General features: G+C 50.5%; 20 protein-coding genes, 1 pseudogene and 1 riboswitch. Of the genes and pseudogenes, 9 read left to right on the forward strand and 12 right to left on the reverse strand.

Annotated features, from left to right (window positions below):
• Positions 1 to 195: 195 nt before the first annotated feature.
• From AN963_RS26165 to AN963_RS26185, 5 genes are all read right to left on the reverse strand, one after another.
• On the reverse strand, positions 196 to 801 hold the full coding sequence (locus AN963_RS26165) for an ECF transporter S component (protein WP_055747432.1): 606 nt from the start codon (positions 799 to 801) through the stop codon (positions 196 to 198).
• 242 nt (positions 802 to 1,043) lie between these two features.
• Positions 1,044 to 1,197, reverse strand: a riboswitch (FMN riboswitch).
• Positions 1,198 to 1,370: 173 nt separating this feature from the next.
• A complete protein-coding gene (locus AN963_RS26170; protein ID WP_055747433.1) occupies positions 1,371 to 2,168 on the reverse strand; it encodes an ABC transporter permease in 798 nt (265 codons plus the stop codon).
• Positions 2,169 to 2,175: 7 nt separating this feature from the next.
• Positions 2,176 to 2,970: an ABC transporter permease gene (locus AN963_RS26175; RefSeq protein WP_055747434.1), complete on the reverse strand. Its 795-nt coding sequence runs from the start codon at positions 2,968 to 2,970 to the stop codon at positions 2,176 to 2,178.
• Positions 2,963 to 3,973: an ABC transporter ATP-binding protein gene (locus AN963_RS26180; protein ID WP_055747435.1), complete on the reverse strand. Its 1,011-nt coding sequence runs from the start codon at positions 3,971 to 3,973 to the stop codon at positions 2,963 to 2,965. Before AN963_RS26180 ends, AN963_RS26175 begins: the two co-directional genes overlap by 8 nt.
• Before the next feature lie 88 nt (positions 3,974 to 4,061).
• Positions 4,062 to 4,904, reverse strand: a complete 843-nt coding sequence (locus tag AN963_RS26185; RefSeq protein ID WP_055747436.1) for a protein phosphatase 2C domain-containing protein — start codon at positions 4,902 to 4,904, stop codon at positions 4,062 to 4,064.
• 146 nt (positions 4,905 to 5,050) lie between these two features.
• Between AN963_RS26185 and AN963_RS26190 the strand changes: the two genes are divergently transcribed.
• From AN963_RS26190 to AN963_RS26210, 6 genes and pseudogenes are all read left to right on the forward strand, one after another.
• Entirely contained in the window at positions 5,051 to 6,343 is a 1,293-nt protein-coding gene (locus tag AN963_RS26190; protein WP_055747437.1) for a glutamate-1-semialdehyde 2,1-aminomutase, read from the forward strand.
• Between the two features lie 97 nt (positions 6,344 to 6,440).
• Positions 6,441 to 6,581, forward strand: a complete 141-nt coding sequence (locus AN963_RS31635) for a hypothetical protein (RefSeq protein WP_169791945.1) — start codon at positions 6,441 to 6,443, stop codon at positions 6,579 to 6,581.
• Positions 6,582 to 6,806: 225 nt separating this feature from the next.
• On the forward strand, positions 6,807 to 11,348 hold the full coding sequence (locus tag AN963_RS26195) for a glutamate synthase-related protein (protein WP_055747438.1): 4,542 nt from the start codon (positions 6,807 to 6,809) through the stop codon (positions 11,346 to 11,348).
• A 211-nt stretch (positions 11,349 to 11,559) separates the two neighbouring features.
• A complete protein-coding gene (locus AN963_RS26200; RefSeq protein WP_055747439.1) occupies positions 11,560 to 12,243 on the forward strand; it encodes a zinc metallopeptidase in 684 nt (227 codons plus the stop codon).
• 95 nt (positions 12,244 to 12,338) lie between these two features.
• Complete coding sequence (locus AN963_RS26205) at positions 12,339 to 13,157, forward strand: pyrroline-5-carboxylate reductase dimerization domain-containing protein (RefSeq protein ID WP_055747440.1); 819 nt, start codon at positions 12,339 to 12,341, stop codon at positions 13,155 to 13,157.
• An 18-nt stretch (positions 13,158 to 13,175) separates the two neighbouring features.
• Positions 13,176 to 14,030 (forward strand): annotated as a pseudogene (locus AN963_RS26210) (NAD(P)-dependent oxidoreductase); the annotation flags it as partial.
• 62 nt (positions 14,031 to 14,092) lie between these two features.
• On the opposite strand, the gene AN963_RS26215 reads toward AN963_RS26210, so the two are convergent.
• From AN963_RS26215 to AN963_RS26240, 6 genes are all read right to left on the reverse strand, one after another.
• Positions 14,093 to 14,638: a flavodoxin family protein gene (locus AN963_RS26215; RefSeq protein WP_083497062.1), complete on the reverse strand. Its 546-nt coding sequence runs from the start codon at positions 14,636 to 14,638 to the stop codon at positions 14,093 to 14,095.
• A 2-nt stretch (positions 14,639 to 14,640) separates the two neighbouring features.
• Positions 14,641 to 15,879: an MFS transporter gene (locus AN963_RS26220; RefSeq protein WP_055747442.1), complete on the reverse strand. Its 1,239-nt coding sequence runs from the start codon at positions 15,877 to 15,879 to the stop codon at positions 14,641 to 14,643.
• 127 nt (positions 15,880 to 16,006) lie between these two features.
• Entirely contained in the window at positions 16,007 to 17,221 is a 1,215-nt protein-coding gene (locus tag AN963_RS26225; protein WP_055747443.1) for an MFS transporter, read from the reverse strand.
• A gap of 80 nt (positions 17,222 to 17,301) precedes the next feature.
• Positions 17,302 to 19,074 (reverse strand): ABC transporter ATP-binding protein, encoded by a 1,773-nt coding sequence (locus tag AN963_RS26230; RefSeq protein ID WP_055747444.1) that lies wholly within the window; start codon positions 19,072 to 19,074, stop codon positions 17,302 to 17,304.
• A gap of 59 nt (positions 19,075 to 19,133) precedes the next feature.
• Complete coding sequence (locus AN963_RS26235; RefSeq protein WP_055747445.1) at positions 19,134 to 19,670, reverse strand: DUF402 domain-containing protein; 537 nt, start codon at positions 19,668 to 19,670, stop codon at positions 19,134 to 19,136.
• A 48-nt stretch (positions 19,671 to 19,718) separates the two neighbouring features.
• Positions 19,719 to 20,132, reverse strand: coding sequence for a GNAT family N-acetyltransferase (locus tag AN963_RS26240; RefSeq protein ID WP_055747446.1), 414 nt, complete (start codon positions 20,130 to 20,132; stop codon positions 19,719 to 19,721).
• 287 nt (positions 20,133 to 20,419) lie between these two features.
• Between AN963_RS26240 and AN963_RS26245 the strand changes: the two genes are divergently transcribed.
• The 3 genes from AN963_RS26245 (at position 20,420) to AN963_RS30605 (ending at position 21,603) form a co-directional block, all read left to right on the forward strand.
• Positions 20,420 to 20,644: a hypothetical protein gene (locus tag AN963_RS26245; RefSeq protein ID WP_055747447.1), complete on the forward strand. Its 225-nt coding sequence runs from the start codon at positions 20,420 to 20,422 to the stop codon at positions 20,642 to 20,644.
• A 517-nt stretch (positions 20,645 to 21,161) separates the two neighbouring features.
• Entirely contained in the window at positions 21,162 to 21,308 is a 147-nt protein-coding gene (locus AN963_RS31640; protein ID WP_169791946.1) for a hypothetical protein, read from the forward strand.
• Between the two features lie 136 nt (positions 21,309 to 21,444).
• Positions 21,445 to 21,603, forward strand: coding sequence for a YrzI family small protein (locus AN963_RS30605; RefSeq protein WP_083497063.1), 159 nt, complete (start codon positions 21,445 to 21,447; stop codon positions 21,601 to 21,603).
• 40 nt (positions 21,604 to 21,643) lie between these two features.
• Here the strand turns inward: AN963_RS30605 and mutY are convergent, their stop codons facing one another.
• Positions 21,644 to 22,765 carry an A/G-specific adenine glycosylase gene (gene mutY / locus AN963_RS26250; RefSeq protein ID WP_055747887.1) on the reverse strand — a complete coding sequence of 374 codons (1,122 nt, stop codon included), beginning with the start codon at positions 22,763 to 22,765 and terminating at the stop codon, positions 21,644 to 21,646.
• Between the last annotated feature and the right edge of the window lie 12 nt (positions 22,766 to 22,777).

Consider the following 22,777-nt stretch of genomic DNA (forward strand, 5'->3'; position numbering starts at 1 on the left):
TACAGTCCACTCAAAGTCCCGATAACGGCGGGGCATCCGGCACGGCTCATCGCCAGCGGCTTCAGGATGGGGTGCAGTCAATGCCGAAGTATCAGCCTTCCAGACAAGGGCCGACTCTCTGGGACGCGGCGAATAGCTGCGAGTCCTTTCATAGCCTTTATTAAATAGATATGTTAGCAAGTCATCGGCAGATTGTCAATTTGTGGCACGTGGACTTAGACGGGACGCCAGCTTCACGTACACCGGATAGGCAACCAGAGAAAGCATCGCGCCCTTGAAAATGTTGAACGGAACGATTCCGTACAGGACGAGTGACCACACGCTATTTGCTCCAAAGGTCGACAGCAGTGTATCCATCGGCATTTGATACAGCGCAGCGTAAGCAGGTAACAGGAAGAACGCATTGGCGAGAGCCATCACTGCGCTCATCAACAAAGTCCCCAAGGATAGGCCTATCAAAAAGCCTTTTCTTCCTTGACCGAGGCGTTGCATGGAAACGGCCACCAGGATAAAGCTCGCACCCGCTACTACATTGGCCAGCTCCCCGATCAGGAGTCCATCTGTATTTTTAAAGAGCATGTGCATTGCATTTTTCAAAACTTCCACGATGATCCCTGCCACCGGACCGTACATCAGACCGCCGATCAATGCGGGCAACGTACTGAAATCCAGCTTTAAAAAGCTCGGCATCAGTGGAATGGGAAATTCCAAATACTGCAGGATAAACGCAACCGCCGCCAGCATGGGAATCGTCACCAGCCGCTGGGTTGACCGCGATGAATGCATCGCTGTTTCTTTCATGTGTACCATCTCCTCATTTTTGTTCTCCTTCTTGAGGAATGGCAACAGTGGTCGTGATCCACACGTCCTGACACTTGTGCAAACAGCAGAAAAGCCCTGAGGAATAAAAATCCTCAGGGCTTTGGCAGGCGCAAGACAAAAGCATGTGCAAAAAAGAGTACGAGAAACAAGAGGGCTATCGCGTATCGAGCGCCCTTTTCCCGTTTGCACAGGCAAACAAGCACGTGTGGTAACGTACTGTCGTCATCCTTCTCCCATCCAGACTGTACTGTCGGCTCTGGAGTCTCACCAGATCCTGCACTCCTTGCTGTTTATCAGCTCAGGAGGCTCGCGGGCTTACACACACTAGGTATGATCACCGCCGGTCGGGAATTTCACCCTGCCCCGAAGGAATGTGTAGTTGTATACAGCATATTATACTGCGGTTTTTTGTTTTGACAATAGTCGAAAATGCCATTTCGACACTTTGATCATTATTTTCCGATCTTTTTAATCGGTTTTATGTGCAGGATTTGGGCATGAGAGCACGAAAGGTAAGAAAAGGCCGTTCAAATAAAAAAGAGGGGGCCCTAAGACCCCGCTCCTCTATATTTGCTGACACCCACGTTCCATACCAAAATCCCGATGCCAAAGAAGATCACAGCCATCACTGGCGTCATCGCTGCGTAGGTGTACCACGTTTCTTTACGCAGGAAGTAGGCGGCCGGATAAACACCGACAAACGCAAATGGCAGCACGTACGTCAGTACAAAACGAATGACTTTGTTGTACACGTCTACTGGATAGCGACCGTACTGCTGAATATTGTAAATCATCGGTGTGATGCCCGTACGCGAGTCAGAGAAAAAGCTGATGGCGGAAATCGCCGTGTACACTCCGCCGTAGATCAACGCGCCGCTGATCGACAATACGATAAAAATGATCGGGTCGTACCAGTAAAAGCTCAGATCGAGCTGAATCGCCGCGTACGCCATAATAATGAGTCCGGAGATTACCCCGAATATCCGATCAGGTGCAATCGACTCCAGACAGACTTGCGCCAAATTGTGAACCGGTCTGGTCAGAATCCGGTCCATTTCTCCACGGATGATATAGCGCTCGTTGAAATCCCAGAAGCCGAAGAAGATGGAAAACAGCGCGTATGGCACCAAAAAGAATCCGTAAATGAAGATAATCTCGTCGCGCGTCCACTCCCCCATCAGCGGTACATGTTGGAACACGACAATGATAAAGACGAGATTGATCAACTCAGAGATCAGATTGGACGCCAAATCACCGAGAAAGTCAGCACGATATGCAAGTCTGGTCTTGAAATACTGACTTAGGTAGTCCGCGAAAATCCCAAAGATGTGTTTCATATTTTGCATGATCGACCTACCCTCCCTGTACGACGAGCCTGTTGCGGGCCAATCGCCATAGAATCAGGATAGGGACAAAAATAATGAACATCCAAATGAGCTGAAAACCGATCAGTTCCCATGCTCGACCGGATGTGATCGCCCCGGTGAAAATCAGACTGGGATAGTAGTTGATCGCTTGAAACGGCAGAAAGCCCATGACTGTCTGAGCCCAACCTGGAAAAAAGCTGATCGGCAAGACGAGGCCAGACATCAGGTCAACGATCACCCGTTTGGCGCGCATCATGCCGTCATTGCGGAACAGGAAAAACGTGAAGAGCCCTGTCAGCAGGTTGACCTGGGTGTTGATTAAAAAGGCAAACATCAAACTGATCAGGTACAATCCCCAGCCTTGCGCTGTCGCGGGAAAGCTGAACGGGATGATCAGGCTGATCAAAAAGATCCCAGGCCCGGCGAAAAACAGAAAACGGAAGATCCCTTCTCCAAATGCCTGCGCCGTCTTAACGGAAAGGTAATTATACGGTCGGATCATTTCAATCGCGACTTTCCCTTCCCTGACGTCTTGGGCAATTTCCATATCGATGTTGTTGAAATAAAAAGCGCGAGACATCCACGCGATCGCGACGTAGGAGGTCATCTGCTCGACAGATAGGCCACCCAGCTGCTGCTGCCCTCCGTAGATCGCTCCCCACAAAAAGTAATACGCTCCGATATTGATGGCGTAAATAATTATTCCGCTGTAGTAGTTCACCCGATAGGCCAGCATGGTCAAAAACCGCATGCGAATCAGTTCCATGTAAAGCTTACGCATGACTCGCTACCTCGCTGTCCGTCGAATAAATGTTTCGTACGATATCCTCTGTGCTCGTCTCCATGATCTTGACATCGCTCACGTCAAAGGATGCCATTACGGTGGACAAGACGAAAGGCAGCATTTCCTGACTTCGCGCTACCTGCACACTCAATGTGTAGTCATTTACTTGCTCGATCTGACAGGTCAATTCGCCCAACACGCGGCGAAGGTCATCTGCGGATGTGCGCTTTTTCATCTGGAAGGACACCTCTGTGCCATTCCCCCACCGATCTTTCAAATTGCTCAGCAGACCGTCGAAAATCAGCTTGCCTTTGTCCATGACCAAGACGCGCTTACAGAGCGCTTCGATATCGGACACGTCATGCGTCGTCAGCAGAATCGTCATGTTTTCTGTCTCATTCAAATTACGCAGAAACTCGCGAATCTTTTGCTTGACCAGCACATCCAGGCCGACTGTCGGCTCGTCGAGGAACAGCAGTCTCGGCTTATGGATCAAGGAAGCCGCTACCTCACAGCGCATCCGTTGTCCTAAGCTGAGCTTGCGTACAGGCTGGCTGACGAACGGGCTAATATCAAGCTCCTCAATCAAACGATCCAACCATTTGTCGCCTTCCGTGTCATCTACCTTGTAGACGCTCTTCAGCAAGCGAAACGACTCCATCGGCGATAAATCCCACCAGAGCTGGGATCGTTGGCCAAACACGACACCGATCGAACGAACATAATCCTCACGCTGCTTGAATGGGACATAACCATTGATTACGATATCGCCATCGCTAGGGGTGAGAATGCCCGTCAGCATCTTGATCGTTGTCGATTTGCCCGCTCCATTTTCCCCAATGAGTGCGAACATTTCTCCTTCTTCCACCGTAAAAGACAAGTTATCGACCGCTTTTACCGTCTTGTATTCGCGGCTGAACAAATCGCGAAAAGCACCACCAAGACCCGCTCTGGACTGGTGAATGCGGAACTCCTTTTGCAGCTGCTTTACTTGAATCATGGTTTACTCCTTTTGTATTCGGTTGTATTCCATCTGTAAGTGTATATGAGGTGCCCCGATAGTGCAAAATTCGATGTGCTGGAAACTGTTAGAAGAAGTGCAAAACGACGCCTGTCTTGTCATCCGATTTCTTGAAGCGAACGTAGCGAATGCATTCGGGATCGCCATTTTCAAGTGTCAGTAATTCGTCCGTGTAGCGCTGCAGTCCCTTGTGCACGATCGGCAAGACGGTTTCTTCCCATCTCGGCTCAGTTCCTGCGTATGGACGTGGCATAAACAAGCCGTCTGTCAGCAAGACAAGGGCACGTAGATTGATCCGATTGATTCGACCAGACTCCACAAAATCACAGCAGGCAGGCTCCCCGTTTATGACGCCATAGCCGCCCGTTTCATTGGCTAGATAGCGATTGGAGACCAGAATGTCGCGACAGTGCTCCATCAGCTCTGACCGCTGCTTCATCCCTTGCTGAATACACGATTCCCATTTCGCAAAAGCAACCTGCTCCAGATGACTGACCTGTGGATATGTCAGAGCGCGTACCGTATCGTCAGCATAGACAGCGAAAATCATGCAGTCCCCAGTCTGGGCGTACTCAATGTGCGCTTCTCCCACGCGGACCACTGCACAGGCTGCTCCCCACAAGGCTTCCTTTTTCTCCAGATCAATCTGTTGCTTGCGCATGCATTCGTAGAGCCGTTCGTTTGCCCCAACCAGCAATTCTGTCAAGCTCTGCTCTCCAACCTCTTCCTCCACATGCTGCTTCACGAGCTGTGCAGCAAACGCACCTCCCGTCTGTCCCGCTTCATTTTCATACGGAACCAGTGACGACACTCCATCCACAACAGCAAAAAGATGCTTCATCTGATTCGTGACGTAGGCATCCTCATTCATTTTGCCGCTTCCGGCGACAGAGATGCATTCCATTTTCATCGTGACAACCGCCTTCTCTCGTAATCAGTTGCTCGAAAATTGTATCATTTTTCCTTTTTCACATCCATACATCTCCGTGAATACCCACCTATCTTCTAGCTGTGGTAAGATAATGAAGACCTTTTGGACAGAAAGAGGGAAATAACATGAACCGTGAAAAATCCGCACACCTGCACCAACAAGCTACGGATGTGATTCTGGGGGGAGTCAATAGCCCTTCCCGTTCCTTCAAAGCTGTAGGAGGCGGTGCACCCGTCACCATGGAACGCGCCCAGGGAGCGTATTTCTGGGACGTGGACGGAAATCGATACATTGACTACTTGGCGGCATATGGCCCAATCATCACCGGACACGCTCATCCGCATGTGACACAAGCGATCTGCGAGGCTGCTGCCAATGGTACCCTATACGGCACGCCTACCCCTTGGGAAGTAAAGTTTGCCACGATGATTCGTGAAGCAATCCCTTCTATGGAACGGATTCGTTTCAACAACTCCGGTACCGAAGCCGTCATGACATGCATTCGTGTCGCTCGCGCCTATACAGGACGTGTCAAAATCATCAAGTTTGCAGGTTGCTATCACGGCCATTCCGATCTCGTGCTGGTAGCCGCTGGATCCGGTCCTTCCACGCTCGGTATTCCAGACAGTGCTGGGATTCCGCAAAGCATTGCAAACGAAGTCATTACCGTTCCTTTCAACGATGTCGAAGCATTCGCTGAAGCCATGAATCGCTGGGGCCATGAAACCGCTGCCGTACTCGTCGAGCCGATCGTCGGCAACTTCGGTATTGTGACGCCGGAACCAGGCTTCCTGGAAGCAGTAAACCGCATCACGCACGAAGCTGGTGCGCTGGTCGTGTACGATGAAGTGATAACGGCTTTCCGCTTCTGCTATGGCGGTGCGCAAAACCTGCTCGGCGTCGAGCCTGATTTGACTGCGCTAGGCAAAATTATCGGCGGTGGTTTGCCGATCGGGGCATACGGCGGTCGACGGGAAATTATGGAACAAGTCGCACCGCTCGGACCGGCTTATCAGGCAGGAACTATGGCTGGAAACCCAGCTTCGATCCGTGCCGGAATCGCTTGCTTGGAAGTATTAAGCCAACCAGGTGTCTACGACGAGTTCGAGCGATTGGGTGCCTTGCTCGAGGCGGGCATTCGACAAGCCGCTCAAACTCACGGAGTAACCATCCAGCTCAATCGTGTCAAAGGTGCCATGGCTGTGTACTTCACAGACGAGCCTGTCCATGATTACGATGCTGCACAAAAAGCGGATGGAGAGCTGTTTGCACGCTTCTTCCGCCTGATGCTCGACGAGGGTGTCTGCCTCGCACCATCCAAGTACGAAGCCTGGTTCGTCACCACCGCGCATACAGAAAAAGATATCCGTGAAACGATTGCTGCAGTTGAGCGCTCTTTCGCAGCATTGCACGCTTAATCACTCGCAAATGGCGAGCAAGGGAACGGTTCCCTCGACCCGCTTTCGTACAGGTGGGAATACTACTTTTGCAGTTACCCACAAGGGAGGGATCTCGGTGTCAAAAGGTGAACATACCTATCCGCAAGCTCCTGAAAAAACATTGGATTCCAAAATGAGCTCCAAAATGCTGGAGGTCGTTGGTTTCCAAAAACCGAGAAAAACCGAACATCACAAGACGCAAAATCACGATCGTTAACCATTGGAAACAGACACATCCCACCATTTACCCGGTCGGCTGTGTCTGTTTTTTTCTGCGTAAAATCAATGCTTTTACCTATCAAAAATATTTTCCTTACATTGAAGCGCTTACATACTTCCCGCTGCTTGTTCGCTTTATTGTGCAGTCTGTCTGTTCGTGTTATCCTAGACACTACAATATTTTTAGAAGTTTCAGAATATTTAGTGAGAGGGTGGACGGATCATGCTGAATAGAGAACATAAAGAAACCATCGAACAGTTTCATGATTACCATCGGATGGAGCACGACAGCTGTGCCATTATCTGTATTATCGAAAAACAGGGCATTCCGACTCGGACCAACGTAGATGAAACCATTCGCTCCATGATTCAAATGGAACATCGCTCTGGCTTTATTAACGGCGAAGGGGATGGCTGTGGAATTCTGACAGACATACCGCGCCAGCTCTGGTCCCATTACCTGAACGAAGCTGGACTGGATGGAACATTTGCTCACGACCCTCGCTTTGCGGTAGCTCATGTCTTTGTTCCCCTTTCAGGGCATGATCCCCAGGCGGTACAGGACGCAGTGCGAGCTCTATTTGTTCAAGACGATCTGACCATTTTGCTGGAAAAGGAGCATGCTGTAAACTCCGAAGTACTCGGAAAAAATGGACAACGTGATGAACCGATTTTTTGGCAGCTCGCGATCGCAGCTCCGGATGGATTGACGGAGACTTCCTTGGCCAGCCGCTTATTTCACACACATACTGCGATCGAGGCCGCACACAACGTTCATGTCGCCTCGCTCAGCTCGATAAGCTGTGTCTACAAACTAATGGGCTCAGCGAATGTTTTGACGAAATATTTCCGCGATTTAGCAGACGCACAGTTCGTCTCGTCCACTACCATCGGTCACAATCGTTATTCCACCAATACCTTATCCAACTTTTTCCGCGTCCAACCTTTCTCCCTGCTCGGTCACAATGGAGAGATCAATACGATCAGCAAGCTTGAAGAAGAAGCCCTAATGCTGGGTGTTCCCCTCGTCAATGGCGGTAGTGATTCACAAAACCTCAACCGCACGATCGAGACGTTTATTCATCGGTATGGTCTGAGCCTATTTGAAGCGATGGAAGTCGTCTTCCCGCCGATTCACCACGAAATGAAGAACCTTCCGGCGCATCTACAGGATCTGTACGTATATGTACGCCAGGCTTGGGGACATTTTGCCCAAGGCCCTGTCGGTATCGTGTCGCGCTATTCGTCTGAATGTGTGTTTAGCGTCGATGCCCTCGGATTACGTCCACTTTGGATGGTGGAAGGACCTACCTCCCTGTATTTCTCTTCGGAGCAGGGAGTCATCAGTGTTCATGACATGATGAGTGAGCCAAAATCATTGGCTCCTGGCGAAAAAGTAGGCGTCATCCTGCACAAAGATCGAGATGTCGAGATCATCGCGCACCACAAACTGCAGCAAATAGTCTACGAACGCTTTACGCAAAAAGTCCAGCCAGAAGGTTCCCGCCAGCATTTGCACTTTGCCTATGACATTTACGCCTTATCCACAGAGCCTGATGTCGCAACGCCGACATCTCCTGTTTACAGCGCATTTGGCTGGGACCGCGAGCAAGTCCAGCTGGTGGAACAGATGGCTTCCAACGGTGCGGAGCCGATCCGCTCGCTCGGTCATGACGGCCCGCTCGGAGCACTATCCAAAGAACGGCAAAACCTCACCGACTACATGAAGGAAAGCGTCGCTGTCGTGACCAATCCAGCGATTGACCGCGACCGGGAGATGGAGCATTTCTCCACGCGTATCACGCTCGGTTCTCGTGTGCCTCTCTCCTCCAAATCCGGTAGTTACCAGCGCTTGGAGCTGCCATCTCCCCTTTTGCTGGAGGGACAATCGTTACAAAAAACTGCTCAGCGAAACGGCACCCATTCATTAGAACAGATCATTCATTTCTTTAATAACCATCCGACTAGCATCGCGATCCTGTCCACTCATTTCACAGAAAAGGATGGGTACGAAGCCGGCCTGAAGCGATTGAGAAAAGCAGCCGTCAAAGCCGTGGAAAGTGGGTCTGTCTTGATCATCCTGGACGATACCGACACCCACCAGCAAGATAAATACTGGATCGATCCTCTCTTGGCTGTCTCTGTTGTAGACCAGAGCCTGAAAGCAGTGATTTCGGAGGAAGGCATCAACCTACGGCGCAAGACGAGTATTGTTCTACGCTCTGGTGCCATCCGTTCCTTGCATGACCTCGCCCTGTCAGTCGGCTCCGGTGCTGATGCAGTTTCTCCCTATCTGATGTTTGCCACAGCATCTGCCAAAAATATCGATACAGCCCCCTGCAACTTGTACAGCGCCCTGAACAAAGGGCTGGAAAAAGTCATCTCCACCATCGGCATTCATGAGCTGCGCGGCTACGGTCGACTCTTCTCCGCTATAGGACTTCGTGATGAAGTAGCTGCCGCTCTGGGCATCGTCAACTTCTGTGGCTCGGAGCACGCGGGTCTTTCTTTCGCTGACTTACAGGAGGAAAGTATCCGACGTCACCTCGATTTCTCAAGTGAGACTGCTCGTGAATCCAAGACGTTCCACATTTTCCCTCGTCTGTGGAAGCTGATCGGACAAATGGCAGCAGGCGATATTCCGTATTCCGACTACGCCCTGAAGCTGGATGAAAACGAACGGGAAAATCCGATCGCCATTCGGCACACGGCTGATTTTGCCTTTGAGAAAGCTGCGTCACACTTAGAGCCTGAGCAGGTAGATATCAGCGTCGGAGATCACTCCCTACCGTTTCTTATCTCCTCCATGTCTTTTGGATCGCAGAACGAAACAGCCTTTCGCGCCTATCCAGAGGCGGCCGATCAGCTAAACATGATCTGTATGAACGGAGAAGGCGGAGAGATCAAAGACATGCTCGGGCGTTACCGGAACACACGCGGTATTCAGGTGGCTTCCGGACGCTTTGGAATTAACGTAGAGCTGGCAAACGCAGCCTACATTTTGGAAATCAAGATCGGTCAAGGAGCGAAACCGGGCGAGGGCGGACATCTGCCTGGCTCAAAGGTAACTGCGAAAATTGCCGCTGCACGTAACGCCGCTATCGGGTCTGACCTGATTTCTCCCTCCAACAATCATGACATTTACTCGATTGAAGACTTAGCGCAAATGATCACGGAGCTCAAAACGGCCAATGACAAAGCCAAAGTGTGTGTAAAAGTACCGATCGTACCCAATATCGGGACCATTGCTGTCGGGGTAGCCAAGGCAGGAGCTGATTTCATCACCTTGTCCGGCTTTGACGGCGGAACGGGAGCTGCTCGTGTCCACGCCCTGCAACACGTAGGACTGCCCGCAGAAATCGGAGTCAACGCTGCACACAACGCCTTGCTGGAAGCGGGTCTGCGCGATCAGGTCGAGCTCTGGGCTGACGGCGGTGTGAAAAGTGCGGCAGACGTCGTCAAGCTGATGCTCCTTGGAGCCAACCGCATCGGCTTTGGTACTTTCGCGATGATCGCTGTCGGTTGTACGACCTGCCGTGGCTGCCATTTGGATACGTGCCACGTAGGAATCGCCACCCAGATCGACAGCATGGAGGAAGCCCATGAAAAAGGACTGCGTCGCTTTGTTCCCCGGCAGACAGATTTGGCTGTATCGGGCTTGAAAACATTTTTTACGCTGTTCGCCGAGGAAGTACGCCGGATCATCGCCACGCTCGGCTTTAACCGTGCACAGGATCTTGTCGGACACTCGGATTTACTGGTACAGACACGAATGCTCGAGAAGATCGATCTGACTTGGCTGCTAAACGTTCATCCACTCTCTACGGCAACAGTGGCTACCACGGCGACTACCGAAGCAGCAGAAGATGATCGCGTCTTGGTCGCAGCAGGCACTCTCGTGGAAGAAAGGGTAAATCGTTATTTTAATGACAAGCGTCCCATTCAGGAAACATTCTCTCACGTCCTATCCGGCGAGCGGGTATTAGGCAGTCGTTGGGCTGGCGCACGGGTGGAAAATCATCTAGATGGCAGCTACACCTCCTTGCCTGAGGTCTCTCTCCACTTTGTCGCCGGTAGCGTACCTGGTAATGGCCTCGCAGCCTACAACGTGCAAGGGGTAAACATCCGCGTCGAGGGTGGCGCACAGGATGGCGTTGGGAAAACGAGCTTTGGGGGCCGTGTCTCCGTAATAAAAGCGAAAGGTCTGCATGGGGAATTTGTGAACGGTTCCGTCGGAAAAAGCTTTTGCTACGGGGCGCAAAAAGGACTGTTTCTTGTACAGGGCGACGCCGATTCTCGTGCCTGCATCCGCCTCTCTGGAGCAGACGTCGTCTTTGGAGGGGAAATCACCCAGCCCATTCAGGACCATCTTGGCGGGATCGGTGCTCGTGCAAATCTCAAAGGCTTTGCGTTTGAATACATGACCAGCGGCCGTGCAGTCGTGCTCGGTGATCCGGGTCCGTGGATTTGCGCAGGTATGACAGGTGGAGTGGTATACGTCAAGCTGACTCCTGAAATGGGCTTTGACAAAGCGGCTCTGGAGCGTCGAATTGCCAAGGGGGCGAAAGTCTTCCTGTACAATCTCGATCAGCAGGGCCTCCGTGATATCCAGGAGCTACTCAGTGCATACAAGGAAGAACTTCACGCGACAGGCCAATATGAAACAGAGCAGCGTGTACAGACGTGGATCGAGGAAGCGACCTCCCAGTTCGTCATGCTTACACCGAAAAAGGAACAGGCAGATCCATCTGTATCCACCGAATAATAGTTGCAACTACTCCTCCTCTTTCAAGGGGGAGTATCTTTTCGATATGTATATAAGCGTACGATAATATTGTCAAACTTGGTCATGGATTGTACAATAAAAAATGAAACTGCTAGAAGACATATTCGTATACATAGTTATAGGACACAATGAAATGTACTGAAATCGCAATCTTGACGTCGTTGACGAATACTATAAGGAGTGATTGTGAATGTTTTTCCATCCGATGGACTTTCTGATCATTATCGCGTTCTTGCTGTCACTCTGGGCGCAATTCCGGGTGAAAGGTACATTTAACAAGTTTGCTGATGTACCCGCTTCCTCTGGGATGAGCGGTGCAGAGGCTGCTCGTCGCATGCTTGACGCAAACGGCTTGACCGGAGTGCCTGTCGAGCACATACCGGGTACATTGACGGACCACTACGATCCGATGTCTCGTGTCGTGCGCTTGTCCGATCCTGTATACTTCGGCAACTCGATCTCCTCACTGTCCGTTGCCTGCCATGAAGTAGGGCATGCGATCCAGCACAAGGTCTCCTATCCGATGCTGGTAGCGCGTCACCGGATCTTCCCTGTCGTGAATCTCGTGTCAGGTGTAGCTCCACTGTTGCTCCTGGCTGGTTTCTTTTTCAAAATGGCAGGTCTGCTGCTCATCGGGATTATCTTCTTCTCAGCAGCAGTTGCCTTCCAGCTGATCACGCTGCCCGTGGAGTTTAACGCTAGCAGCCGTGCGAAAAAGATAATGGTTCAAATGGGCTTCATCCGCAACCACGAGGAAAAGGGAGCCAGCAAAGTGCTTGGTGCCGCTGCCCTCACTTACGTTGCAGCCGCTCTGATCTCTGTTTTGGAGCTGGCGAAGTACATCATGATTTTCCGTGGCTCTGACGAAGATTAATACAAACATCTCCAGAAGGTGCAGCCTCCCCATGAACGGGGGCTGTACCTTTTTTGCTTGGCCTGCGCTACAATGAGAAGTAGGAGGTTGGTTCAATGAACATCGGAATTATCGGATTAGGCAGTATTGGACAAATGCTCGTAAAAGCCTTTTGCAAAAGTGCCGCTGTCCCTCCGGAAAAGCTGGTTGTTTTCAACCGCACCCGGGAAAAAGCGGAACGTTTGCAAGCAGAATATAACATAGCGATAGCAGAGACTGCTCAGGAGGTTTGCGATCAGTGTGGTGTGGTTTTCGTCTGCACGAAACCACTCGATATCCTTCCTCTTTTACGTGAGCTCTCGGTATCTGCCCAGACCCATGTCGTGTCTGTCGCAGCAGGTGTCAGCATCGCTGATTTGGAAGGCGTACATACAGGTGCCGTCAGCAAGGTGATCCCTACTGTTACGTCTCAGGAGCTACGCGGTGTGTCCTTATACGCCTGCAGCCAACGACTTTCTGACGAACAACGGGAGCAATTCTTGGGGCTTCTCTCCTCGATCAGTCTGGCGCAGGAAGTATCTGAACAAGAAATTGAAACTGCGACGATATTGACGAGCAGCGCCCCTGGGCTGATTGCGGGGATCCTGGAATCCTTCGCACAAGCTGCTGTCCGTAAGACACCAGAGCTACAAATCGATTTGGCACGACGGATGCTGGTAGAAACAATGCTGGGAACCGCAATGCTTCTTCAAAAGGAACAGCTAGGCTTTGACCAGCTGATTGAGCGTGTCGCAACCAAGGGGGGTATCACGGAAGAAGGACTCCGTGTTCTCGATAAAACACTGCCCTCTGGTTTCGACGAGCTATTTGCCATGACGGAATCCAAGCATGATTTGCTCAAACAGCTCGTCCAAAAACAAAATACGGTTGAGTAAAGAGAAAAGGAGTTTGCAACGATGAAAATTGGCTGGATCGGCCTAGGAAATATGGGAATCCCGATGGCAAGAAACCTGCTCGCAGCAGACTATGAGCTATCTGTTTGGAATCGCTCGCCAGAAAAAGCGGAACCTGTGCTCGCACTGGGTGCAAAAAGCGCAACGACACTCGCACAGCTTGTAGATGAATCTGACATCCTGTTTACGATGGTCAGTGACGATGCTGCTGTAAAAGCGGTCTATGATGGCCCCGGTGGCATTCTCGCTGCAGCAGGGAAAGGCAAGCTGGCCGTAGACATGAGCACCATCTCTCCCGATACCTCTCGTTTCCTCGCAGCTCGCTGCCAAGAAGTAGGCATCCGTTTTCTGGACGCTCCAGTATCTGGAAGTGTTGGACCTGCCAAAGAAGGCACGCTCGTCATCATGGTTGGCGGCGAAAAATCCGATTATGAACAGGCAAAGCCCATGCTGGACAAGCTCGGCAAGGTGGCTCTTCATCTGGGGCCAAACGGTGCGGGAACTTCCGCCAAGCTGGCAATCAACCTGCTTTTGGGCATTACCGTCCAGGGCGTTTCTGAAACGTTGCTGTTCGCCCGTTCGTTAGGAATCAGTACGGAACAAATGTTGAATATCATCTCAGAGAGCGCAGTAGGTACGCCTCTGGTCCGCGGAAAGGCAGCCTCCATTCTGGCTGACGACTATCCCGCTGCGTTTGCGCTCAAACATATGGCAAAGGATTTGCGTCTGGCGAGTGAGGCAGGCGTCTCTACCCCGTTGGCTGAATCCGCAAACGCTAGCTACCGCCACGCGTTGGAAAACGGTCTGGGTGATTTGGATCTGATGGCGATCATCAAGGATTTGGAAGGGAAGTAGATCAACAAGCAAAAAGACCGGAATCTATCTTCCGGTCTTTTTACGTACATGTTCTAGTTGCCCTATTGTTTTCCTTTTAACAGCCCGTTCAAAATCTTTGCATCCGCAATCGCCCGCTTATCCTCAAGCACATCTCCCGGTTTGTTGCCTTCCCCGATGATGTAGCCTTCAAATGGCATGCCGACGAAGCCGAAAATATATTGGAATTGCTGGATGAGAGGCAGCCCTTTTACTCGCGGCTCATCGCCACCTGTCGCCATTACGTAGGCTTGCTTCAGCCCCAGCGACTGCTTGAAGTTGTAACGCTTGTCGCGCAGGCTCTGCGACCAGCGATCAACAAAGTTTTTCATATGCCCTGACATTCCGTACCAGTATATCGGAGTGGCAAAAATAAGGACGTCATGGTCCAGTACAGCCTTGATCACTTCATCGTAATCATCGGCTACCGATGAAAAGCCTTCGGGATCATGCCGCTGATCGTGTATGGACTGAATATCTTTGTCCCGCAAACGGATACTGGTATGCGGGACACCTTCCAAAACGAGCTGTGTCAATTGCTCTGTATTCCCATTATCTCTCGAGCTCCCGTACAATACGAGGACGTTCATGCTTATCCCTCCGTTTTTTCAACCATCATGGGGGAGTGCTGACGTAACCGCCATGCGAATAGAACGGCTACACCCAGAATACCTGCCGATAGAAAGTACACCGTCCGAGTCCCCAACCATTCCGCGACGGCACCCATGATCAGGGCAGAAATGCCAAATACCAGTGAATCAATCGTTCCCTTTGCCGACAAAACGTAAGGAAGTCTGTCTACTGCCGTTGCTTGCTGCAACAAGGTCTGCTTGGAGATCATCTGCATTTGATACATCGGACCCAAAGCAAAGGAAAAGAACAAGGCGATGAGAGGATTCGTACTACTACCAAAGCAAAGAGTGACCACTCCCGAACCGATTGTCCCGATGACGATCCAGCGTGGCAACTGGTGGCGCAGTCTTTGCGCATTCGCCAAGAGCAGCGCGCCCCCTGCGATGGAGCCGAGCATGTAGCTCGCATTCAAATAGCCCCACCATTCTTCCCCTCTTCCCAGTTCATCCTTGACAAATGGCAGCATGATTGCAGCGATCCAGACAGCACTGGACAAGCCGATCAGTACATCCATCGCAACCACCGAGCGCACGAGTGGCGTATCGCGGATGAGCATCCAGCCTGCTCGCCAATCCATTTTTGCGTGGTCTGTCTTAGCTTGCACAGGCTCCGGCTTCTCCATGTCCATGCGCGGACTAACGCCTAGCATCGCTATCGTCGCTACCGTGTACGCCAGGACGGTTCCCCATAAAACCACACCATCCCCAAACGTAGCAACGAGCAAGCCCCCTGCTGCCCAGCCCGCAAAGAATACCGTTTGATCAGACGTTGCCAACAATCCATTTGCTCGCATCAGCTCTGTGCCTGTCACCAATCGGGGGACAAGTGCATTCCTCGCTGGATTGGCCCATCCGTCCATAAAGGCGATTGCCCAGCCCAGAGCAAAAAGAACCCACACGATCACCTTCCCAGCTTCGGGAGCCATCGGCACGACGACCGCTGCCGTTGCGAGAAGAATTGTTTTTACCGATTGAGAAAGGACAAGCATCTGCGGCAGGGTCAATCTTTGAAAAAGGAGTGGCGCCGTCAGCCCTCCCAAGGATTGCGCCGTCAAGATGACTACCGGAACCAATGCCGTATACATCACAGATGCAGTCACAGAGTAAATGGCTGAAATAAACGCGACAATATAAATAACGTCCCCTAGGTTGGCCAATGTCTGACCACCCCAGAGACAAATAAACCTTCTATTCCACATCAAAGGTGCCTCCCTGTCGATTTGAGAATATCTGCTATATCCTCATGAACATTTTTCGTTCAATCCAAACCGACATACGATCACAATGGAGGCACACCCCGTTTCAGAAAATTTTCTCTATTATAGATTAGGTACTTGTTCCCTGTAAAGGTTTGTTGCGGTAGAAGAAACTATAGTACACCCATCCTGCATTCATCAGCAAAAACGCAGCTGTCATGAAAAAGACGCCTTTGATGCTGACATAGCCTGCCAAAAAACCGCCGATCATCGGTCCGAGCATACTGCCTATGCTGACAAAGCTCTGGTTGTAGCCATAGACACGACTGACCATATGTGTAGGAGTCGCTCTGCGCAACAATGCGTTGACAGACGGCAGCAATCCCCCCAATGAAAGTCCAAGTAAGAAACGCAGGACAACCAGTTGCCAGACTGTGGTAACCAGTCCTTGCGGGATAAAGACGATAGCCGATGCCAACAAGGCAAACAAAAGCACTTTTTGTGAACCGAATCGGTCACCTAGCATACCTAAGCGCGGTGAGGCAAATACGTTTGCCACCCCCATCCCCGCCTGGACAATCCCTGCCCACAGCGCGACTTTGCTTCCTTCTGAGCCCAACAGCTGTGATATGTAAATGGGCAATACTGGGATGATGCTAAACAAGGCAAACTGGATCATCACGGTTACAAAAAAGAGCGCCGGCAATTCCTTTGACGAGAAAATCATGTGAAAATCTTCCCTAAGATTGGACCGGTCTTCTTTTTCAGGTGGAACAAAGTTCTCTTTCACCATAAACGTAATGACCAACGTCGCCAGTAGCAACAAACAGCCTGTAATGACAAAGATCATTCGAAAGCCAATACGTCCAGCCAAAACCCCGCCAAACAGCGGACCCATGATCGTGCCCGCCGTGACGAATGACTGGAGCATCCCTTGTGCCCAGCCAATTCGTTCCCGAGGGACGGAAGACGCAACAAGCGCGGTACTGGCAGGAATAATGCCACCCACCAATCCATTGATCAAGCGCAAAGCCAATAATTGCCAGAGGCTCCCGGCAAAACCGGTCAGAGCTACGGTGATCGACATGAAGTATCCGGAGCGCAAAATCATGATCTTGCGCCCGTGTTTATCTGCCAAATTCCCCCAGATCGGTGAAACCAGGCCGGCCGTCAAAAAGTTGGCCCCAAAAATGATCCCTGCCCAGGCAGTTACCTGATGCTCATCTTCAATTCCAAAATCCTGCTGAATATACAGTGGCAAAAACGGCATGATCATGCTCATCGCCATCATGACAACAAACAATGAACCACACAACACGTATAAGTTACGCCGCCATGTCTCCATCGGACGCGCCTCCCTTCCCTTCTACAACTCCCCATCATCTCTGGGCGCGTGCAGAAGCGATCCGGTCTCTTTTCACTGTATTATCCCTCTTGCAGTGTTCCCAAATCCTGCACACTCCACAGGCTGTGGTAAACCCCTCTTTTTTCCAGTAATTCTTCGTGTTTCCCCTGCTCGACAATCTGCCCCTCTTTCATCACTACGATCTTGTCTGCATGCGTGATCGTGGACAATCGATGGGCGACAATGATCGTCGTTCTGTCCTTTGTCAAATGAGCCAACGATTCCTGAATCATGTGTTCTGACTCCAAATCGAGTGCCGACGTGGCTTCGTCCAGTATTAAAATACCTGGATCGCGAAGAAACACGCGAGCAATGGCGACTCTCTGCTTTTGGCCGCCAGATAGCTTGACGCCTCGCTCACCTAGCTCGGTGTCGTAGCCATTTGGCAGTTCTGCGAGGAACTCATGAGCGTTGGCTGCCTTCGCTGCGCGAACGACTGCTTCATCGTCCGCATCCGGATTCCCCATCAAAATGTTCACTTTTGCCGACTCGCTAAAGAGGATGTTATCTTGTTGTACCATTCCGATGTGGTGGCGAAGACTCCGCTGTTTGACATCTCTCACATCGACACCATCGACTGTGATCCGTCCCTCTGTAACATCCCAAAAGCGAGGCAACAAACTGATCAAAGAGGATTTTCCGCCTCCCGACATCCCGACAATCGCGACAGTTTCTCCCGGCTCAATGGTCAGATTGATGCGGTCCAGCACGAGTGGTCCTTCATCTCGATAACGGAACGATACATTTTCAAACCGGACTTCCCCCCGAACTCGTTTTGTGGACGGATCAACCGGCATTTCCCGTGCATCTGGCCGATCGACGATGTCATAGGATTCGTCGATAAATTCAAACATCCGATCCATTGAGGCGACAGCCTGAGTCAACACCGTAGAGGAGTTCACCAACCGCCTCAGTGGTGTGTAAAGTCGATCCAGGTAAGCATAGAAGGCGACCAAAGTCCCTACACTCATCGCTCCACCGATGACCTGATATCCGGCATACGCAATCACCAGAAGCGGAGCGATGTCCGTCACGGTATTGATGACAGCAAAGGTATTCGCATTCCATCGGGTTTGGGCCAATGCCTTTTGTAAAAAGTGCTCGTTTTCCTTGGCAAACTGTTTGCTCTCATGCTCTTCCATCGCAAAACTGCGAATGAGCGGCATACCGTTTACCCGCTCATACAGATGTCCTTGGAGACGCGCCAATGCAGCCGATCGATCCTTTGTCAGCTGCCGCAAGCGCTTGTAGAAATATTTAACGGAGATGCTGTACAGCGGAAATACGATGATCGCGACAATGGTCAGCTCGAGATCCATGTAGAACATGATTGCCAGCGTAAGGCCAATCGTGATCAAGTCCAGCCACAAATTCATGAGTCCGGTTTCCACAAAACTCTTGGTCGACTCGACATCATTGATCACACGGGATATCACTTCGCCCGTTTTTGTGTTGTTGTAGTAGCGCATAGAGAGCCGCTGCAAATGGGAGAACAATTGATTGCGGATGTCAAACAAGATCCTGCTGGATACCCATTGTGCGTAATATTGACGGATGTACTCTACAGGTGCGCGAACGACGGTAAACAACAGGAAGGCTCCCAGCATCAGCCAAAATAACTGTGTCAGCTTTTCTGCTTGAGGAATAGAACTTGGAAGCAGATCATCAATGACGTATTTGATCAAAAGCGGTAATGACAGAGGAATGGCAAACTTGATGATCCCGATCAGAATCGTGCCCGCTATTTGTTTCCAATAGGGCATGACATAGGATAAATAACGTCTTATGCTCAACAGCTATACGCCCCTTTGCAAAACAAGGAAATCCCTCCCCCGGCTTAACGGGAAAGGGATTATTCCTCATCATCTCGTACTAGAAGATAACGCTCGTACCAACGTTGAACGAAACCATTTTGAAACGGTCCGCGACGTGCACGCACCCAATCAAGCACTTCCCGCAAAGCAGTTTGTACTTGTTCCACAACAACAGGAGGATAGTTCATCTGTTTGCTGTGCATCAGAAACTCCTCTTCATCGAGGATGGAATACGTCATGTCAGGATAAACCTTCACGTCCAGATCGTAGTCTATGTAACTCAGCAGTTGCCCCTTCAGGCTGAATGGCGAACCAATATTGCAATAATAGTAAATGCCGTCATCACGAATCATCGCAATGGTATTAAACCACTGACCTCGACCAAATGTGCAAATGGCCGGCTCGCGCGTGCGCCACTCCCGCCCGTCTGCCTCTGTCACCTTAACTCGATCGTTTCCCCCAATCACCACCGCATCACTGGTATGAATCAGCGTCGATTTGTCCCATATGCGGTGCAACGAATGGTCATGTTTATAACTTTCAATGCGGATATTGGAGCCTGGAGTCGGTGACATGACTCTCCCCTTTCTTCTCTTCTCTATTTGAATGGGGACAAGCCTCCTTTAAGAAGAGAGCTTTTTGGAAAGTGTAACATATTTTTGCAACTCATAGCCAAGCGAATGGTAAAATGGCAGAACTTCTGGGTTGTCCTGATTCACCATGATCAGTACGCGATTAACGCCTCGTTGCTTGAATCGTTTCTCGATCGCTTCCACCAGTTGTCTGCCTATGCCTGAGCCTTGTTCACTTGGTAAAACAGCCAATCGGTAAAAAAAGGCGCGCGACCCATCAATCGTGCCAACGACGACCCCTACCACATTACCTTCTTTTTCTGCAACCATCACTAAATCGCTGTCCCATGCCAATTGTTGGGCCAAATCGTTCAACGACTCCGTCTCCGATTGGTCCAAACCGGTTTCCCGCCAGATGCTTGTAATAGCCGAATAGTCACCGAGTCGAAACGGACGAATCAGCATACGTTGCCTCCTTCGTAGCCTTCTTGTACTATTGTACACCACTTACCCAACTTTGTCTTGTCCGTCAGTTCGTCAAAAGTCACCTGATCTCACATGCCCAGACACATCGACGATATCTTTTTACACCAGAAACTTATTATACAACTCCCCCTTCGCTTGCGCCACCCGCTACGCGCATCGGAGATGTTTGGTTGTCCCCTTCCAAAGACATACTAATCGAGAAATCAAGACGTGACTGACTGATTGAAAGCCCCTATAGGCCACGCCGTAAAGAAGGAGGATGACGGATGTACATAGGACGCGAATTATCCGAATTAACGATGCTGCCACTTGATCACTGGGAGATCAACGAACTGATGTATCACCATCATATTTTTTCACAGCTGGCAGCCTACCTGAGCACGGAGGGTGCCTCCTTACATGTAAAGGTAATCCGGGAGCTGGAATCGCGGGGACCTGTAGGCGGAGACAAAGGCAGCTGGGACCACTCCTCCACTCCCATATATGATTAACAGCCGCCATCTTTTTCATAGTCCTGTTGCCTGATCGTCATGCTCGGTTTTATCTACACGTTTGTTTAGCGTAAAAGCCCGACTGCGAGGGATCTCGTCGGGCTTTCAAACACCATGATTTGTCAGAATATAATTTCTTTTTACATTTAGGTAAAAAGTGCTTTACATCAAGAAAAAATTCCCATATTCTAAGGGTAAGATTTTAACTACTACTCGAAAGAAAGGAGGCTGCAATAAGATGATGATGACTGTACAGCTTGCACCCAACGCGTTTTCTGATCGTCTTATGTTTGCTACAACTGAATATCGCAGCGCCTCCTGGACGGACGAATTGTAGTTTTTCATTCGTATCTTCGACATTCTCTATTCGTCAAATACCCAGACCGCAGGCGTTGTAGCTTGTGGTCTTTCTTATTCATTGAGCTTTCTCAAAGACCGCAGGCCGTCGTTTGCGGTCTTTTCTGTGTCAAACAAAACCCATTTTTTACCATTTTACCTTGAGAGGAGGTGATTTGATATGGTACTCCACTTTCTTTTCTTCACGATCAAGATTGAACGCGCAACAGCTACTCAACGATTTGCCGAAATCGAGCGCTCCCGTTACCTGGAACAACGCGCTGAGGCTCACGCATTTGAGGCAGCACAACTGATGAGCCGCATCTAATGCCATGAAATATAAAAACACTTGGAGGGATGATTTATGAATAACAGAAGAAGGCGTCAGATGATGAGGTTTACAGGAGTCAAATCGATAGACGGCGGCTGACTGACGAAATCCATACAGATGGGAGGGATATAGCATGTACATTCCCATGATTTTTTTCTCCATCACAATCGAAAAACGGAAATTAACCCCTGAGCAGCAAGAGTCAAAGTATCAACAGAAACAAGCCATCGCTCAGTGGGAAGAACAAAAGCATCAAATCGCTACACAGTTCCCGGAATACTGTATTCGGTAATCTTCCATTCAGTAATCCAAACCGATAAAAAAGCGACCGATTATGACCGGTCGCTTTTTTGCTGCATCAATTCCCGAATTTTGTGGTGAGCCATGGGAAAGGTATAGATGTCGAGCTCGTCCACTGCTACCAATCGAGCATTCGGTGGCAGTTCGTCTCCCTCGATCCAGTCACAGGACCATACCTGCATGTTCCATTGCAAATGGGAAAACGTATGCTGAACTTCCCCGAGTGATTCGAGTACTTCGATCTCGACGGCAAATCGATCACGCAGACTGTTGTTCAGCACATCCTGCTTGGCGGATTCACGCTCGACCTCTGTCTCGACCATCGGGAACTCCCACATGCCGGCTAACAGACCCGTGTCAGGACGCTTGTTGATCAGTACTTGTCCGTCCCGCATGACTACTGCTACCTGCAAATGAACCGGGCGTGGCGGTTTGGCCTTTCCTTTGATCGGGAGGTCTTCCTGCACACCCTCCTGACGAGCCATACAGTAGTCAAACACCGGACAGGTCAAGCATTGTGGCGAACGTGGCACGCACACCATCGCCCCCAGCTCCATCAGCGCCTGGTTGAAATCTCCCGCTCTTCCGCGGGGAATGACCTGCCGGACGAGATGCTCAATCTTGATCCGGGTAGCCGGCTTAGCGATATCATCTGTCAAATACAACAATCGGGAAAAAACGCGCATGACGTTTCCATCGACTGCCGGTTCCACCTTTTCGTAGGCAATGCTTAGAATCGCCCCGGCTGTGTAAGGGCCCACCCCTTTTAGTGTGGCAATGTCCTCAGGCGTATCCGGGACGATGCCTCCATAGCGAGCCTGTACCTCACGAGCCGCTGCTTGCAGGTTGCGCGCACGCGAATAGTAGCCGAGACCTTCCCATGCTTTAAGCACCTCATCTTCTGGTGCTTCTGCCAATGCTCCTACGGTCGGAAATTTCTCCATGAAATTCGCATAATAAGATTTGACGGTTTCTACACGCGTCTGCTGCAGCATGATCTCCGATACCCAGACGCGATATGGATCACGATTGATTCGCCAAGGCAGGTCGCGCTTTTGCGAATCGTACCAAGTCAGCAAATCAGAGGAGAAACCGAAGACATGAAATTCTTCTGGTAATGTATAAGGTAATTCTTTCGCTTTTTTTCCTGCCATCTCTTGTTTGAT

This window comes from Brevibacillus choshinensis, assembly GCF_001420695.1.
In the GTDB taxonomy this organism is placed as follows: Bacteria; Bacillota; Bacilli; order Brevibacillales; family Brevibacillaceae; genus Brevibacillus; species Brevibacillus choshinensis.

What these genes read in the sequence shown, in the direction of transcription:
- AN963_RS26165 (WP_055747432.1), bottom strand. Translation starts at nt 801, where the DNA reads ATGAAAGAAACAGCGATGCATTCATCGCGGTCAACCCAGCGGCTGGTG.
- AN963_RS26170 (WP_055747433.1), bottom strand. Translation starts at nt 2,168, where the DNA reads ATGCAAAATATGAAACACATCTTTGGGATTTTCGCGGACTACCTAAGT.
- AN963_RS26175 (WP_055747434.1), bottom strand. Translation starts at nt 2,970, where the DNA reads ATGCGTAAGCTTTACATGGAACTGATTCGCATGCGGTTTTTGACCATG.
- AN963_RS26180 (WP_055747435.1), bottom strand. Translation starts at nt 3,973, where the DNA reads ATGATTCAAGTAAAGCAGCTGCAAAAGGAGTTCCGCATTCACCAGTCC.
- AN963_RS26185 (WP_055747436.1), bottom strand. Translation starts at nt 4,904, where the DNA reads ATGAAAATGGAATGCATCTCTGTCGCCGGAAGCGGCAAAATGAATGAG.
- AN963_RS26190 (WP_055747437.1), top strand. Translation starts at nt 5,051, where the DNA reads ATGAACCGTGAAAAATCCGCACACCTGCACCAACAAGCTACGGATGTG.
- AN963_RS26195 (WP_055747438.1), top strand. Translation starts at nt 6,807, where the DNA reads ATGCTGAATAGAGAACATAAAGAAACCATCGAACAGTTTCATGATTAC.
- AN963_RS26200 (WP_055747439.1), top strand. Translation starts at nt 11,560, where the DNA reads ATGTTTTTCCATCCGATGGACTTTCTGATCATTATCGCGTTCTTGCTG.
- AN963_RS26205 (WP_055747440.1), top strand. Translation starts at nt 12,339, where the DNA reads ATGAACATCGGAATTATCGGATTAGGCAGTATTGGACAAATGCTCGTA.
- AN963_RS26215 (WP_083497062.1), bottom strand. Translation starts at nt 14,638, where the DNA reads ATGAACGTCCTCGTATTGTACGGGAGCTCGAGAGATAATGGGAATACA.
- AN963_RS26220 (WP_055747442.1), bottom strand. Translation starts at nt 15,879, where the DNA reads ATGTGGAATAGAAGGTTTATTTGTCTCTGGGGTGGTCAGACATTGGCC.
- AN963_RS26225 (WP_055747443.1), bottom strand. Translation starts at nt 17,221, where the DNA reads ATGGAGACATGGCGGCGTAACTTATACGTGTTGTGTGGTTCATTGTTT.
- AN963_RS26235 (WP_055747445.1), bottom strand. Translation starts at nt 19,670, where the DNA reads ATGTCACCGACTCCAGGCTCCAATATCCGCATTGAAAGTTATAAACAT.
- AN963_RS26240 (WP_055747446.1), bottom strand. Translation starts at nt 20,132, where the DNA reads ATGCTGATTCGTCCGTTTCGACTCGGTGACTATTCGGCTATTACAAGC.
- AN963_RS26245 (WP_055747447.1), top strand. Translation starts at nt 20,420, where the DNA reads ATGTACATAGGACGCGAATTATCCGAATTAACGATGCTGCCACTTGAT.
- AN963_RS31640 (WP_169791946.1), top strand. Translation starts at nt 21,162, where the DNA reads ATGGTACTCCACTTTCTTTTCTTCACGATCAAGATTGAACGCGCAACA.
- AN963_RS30605 (WP_083497063.1), top strand. Translation starts at nt 21,445, where the DNA reads ATGTACATTCCCATGATTTTTTTCTCCATCACAATCGAAAAACGGAAA.
- mutY (WP_055747887.1), bottom strand. Translation starts at nt 22,765, where the DNA reads ATGGCAGGAAAAAAAGCGAAAGAATTACCTTATACATTACCAGAAGAA.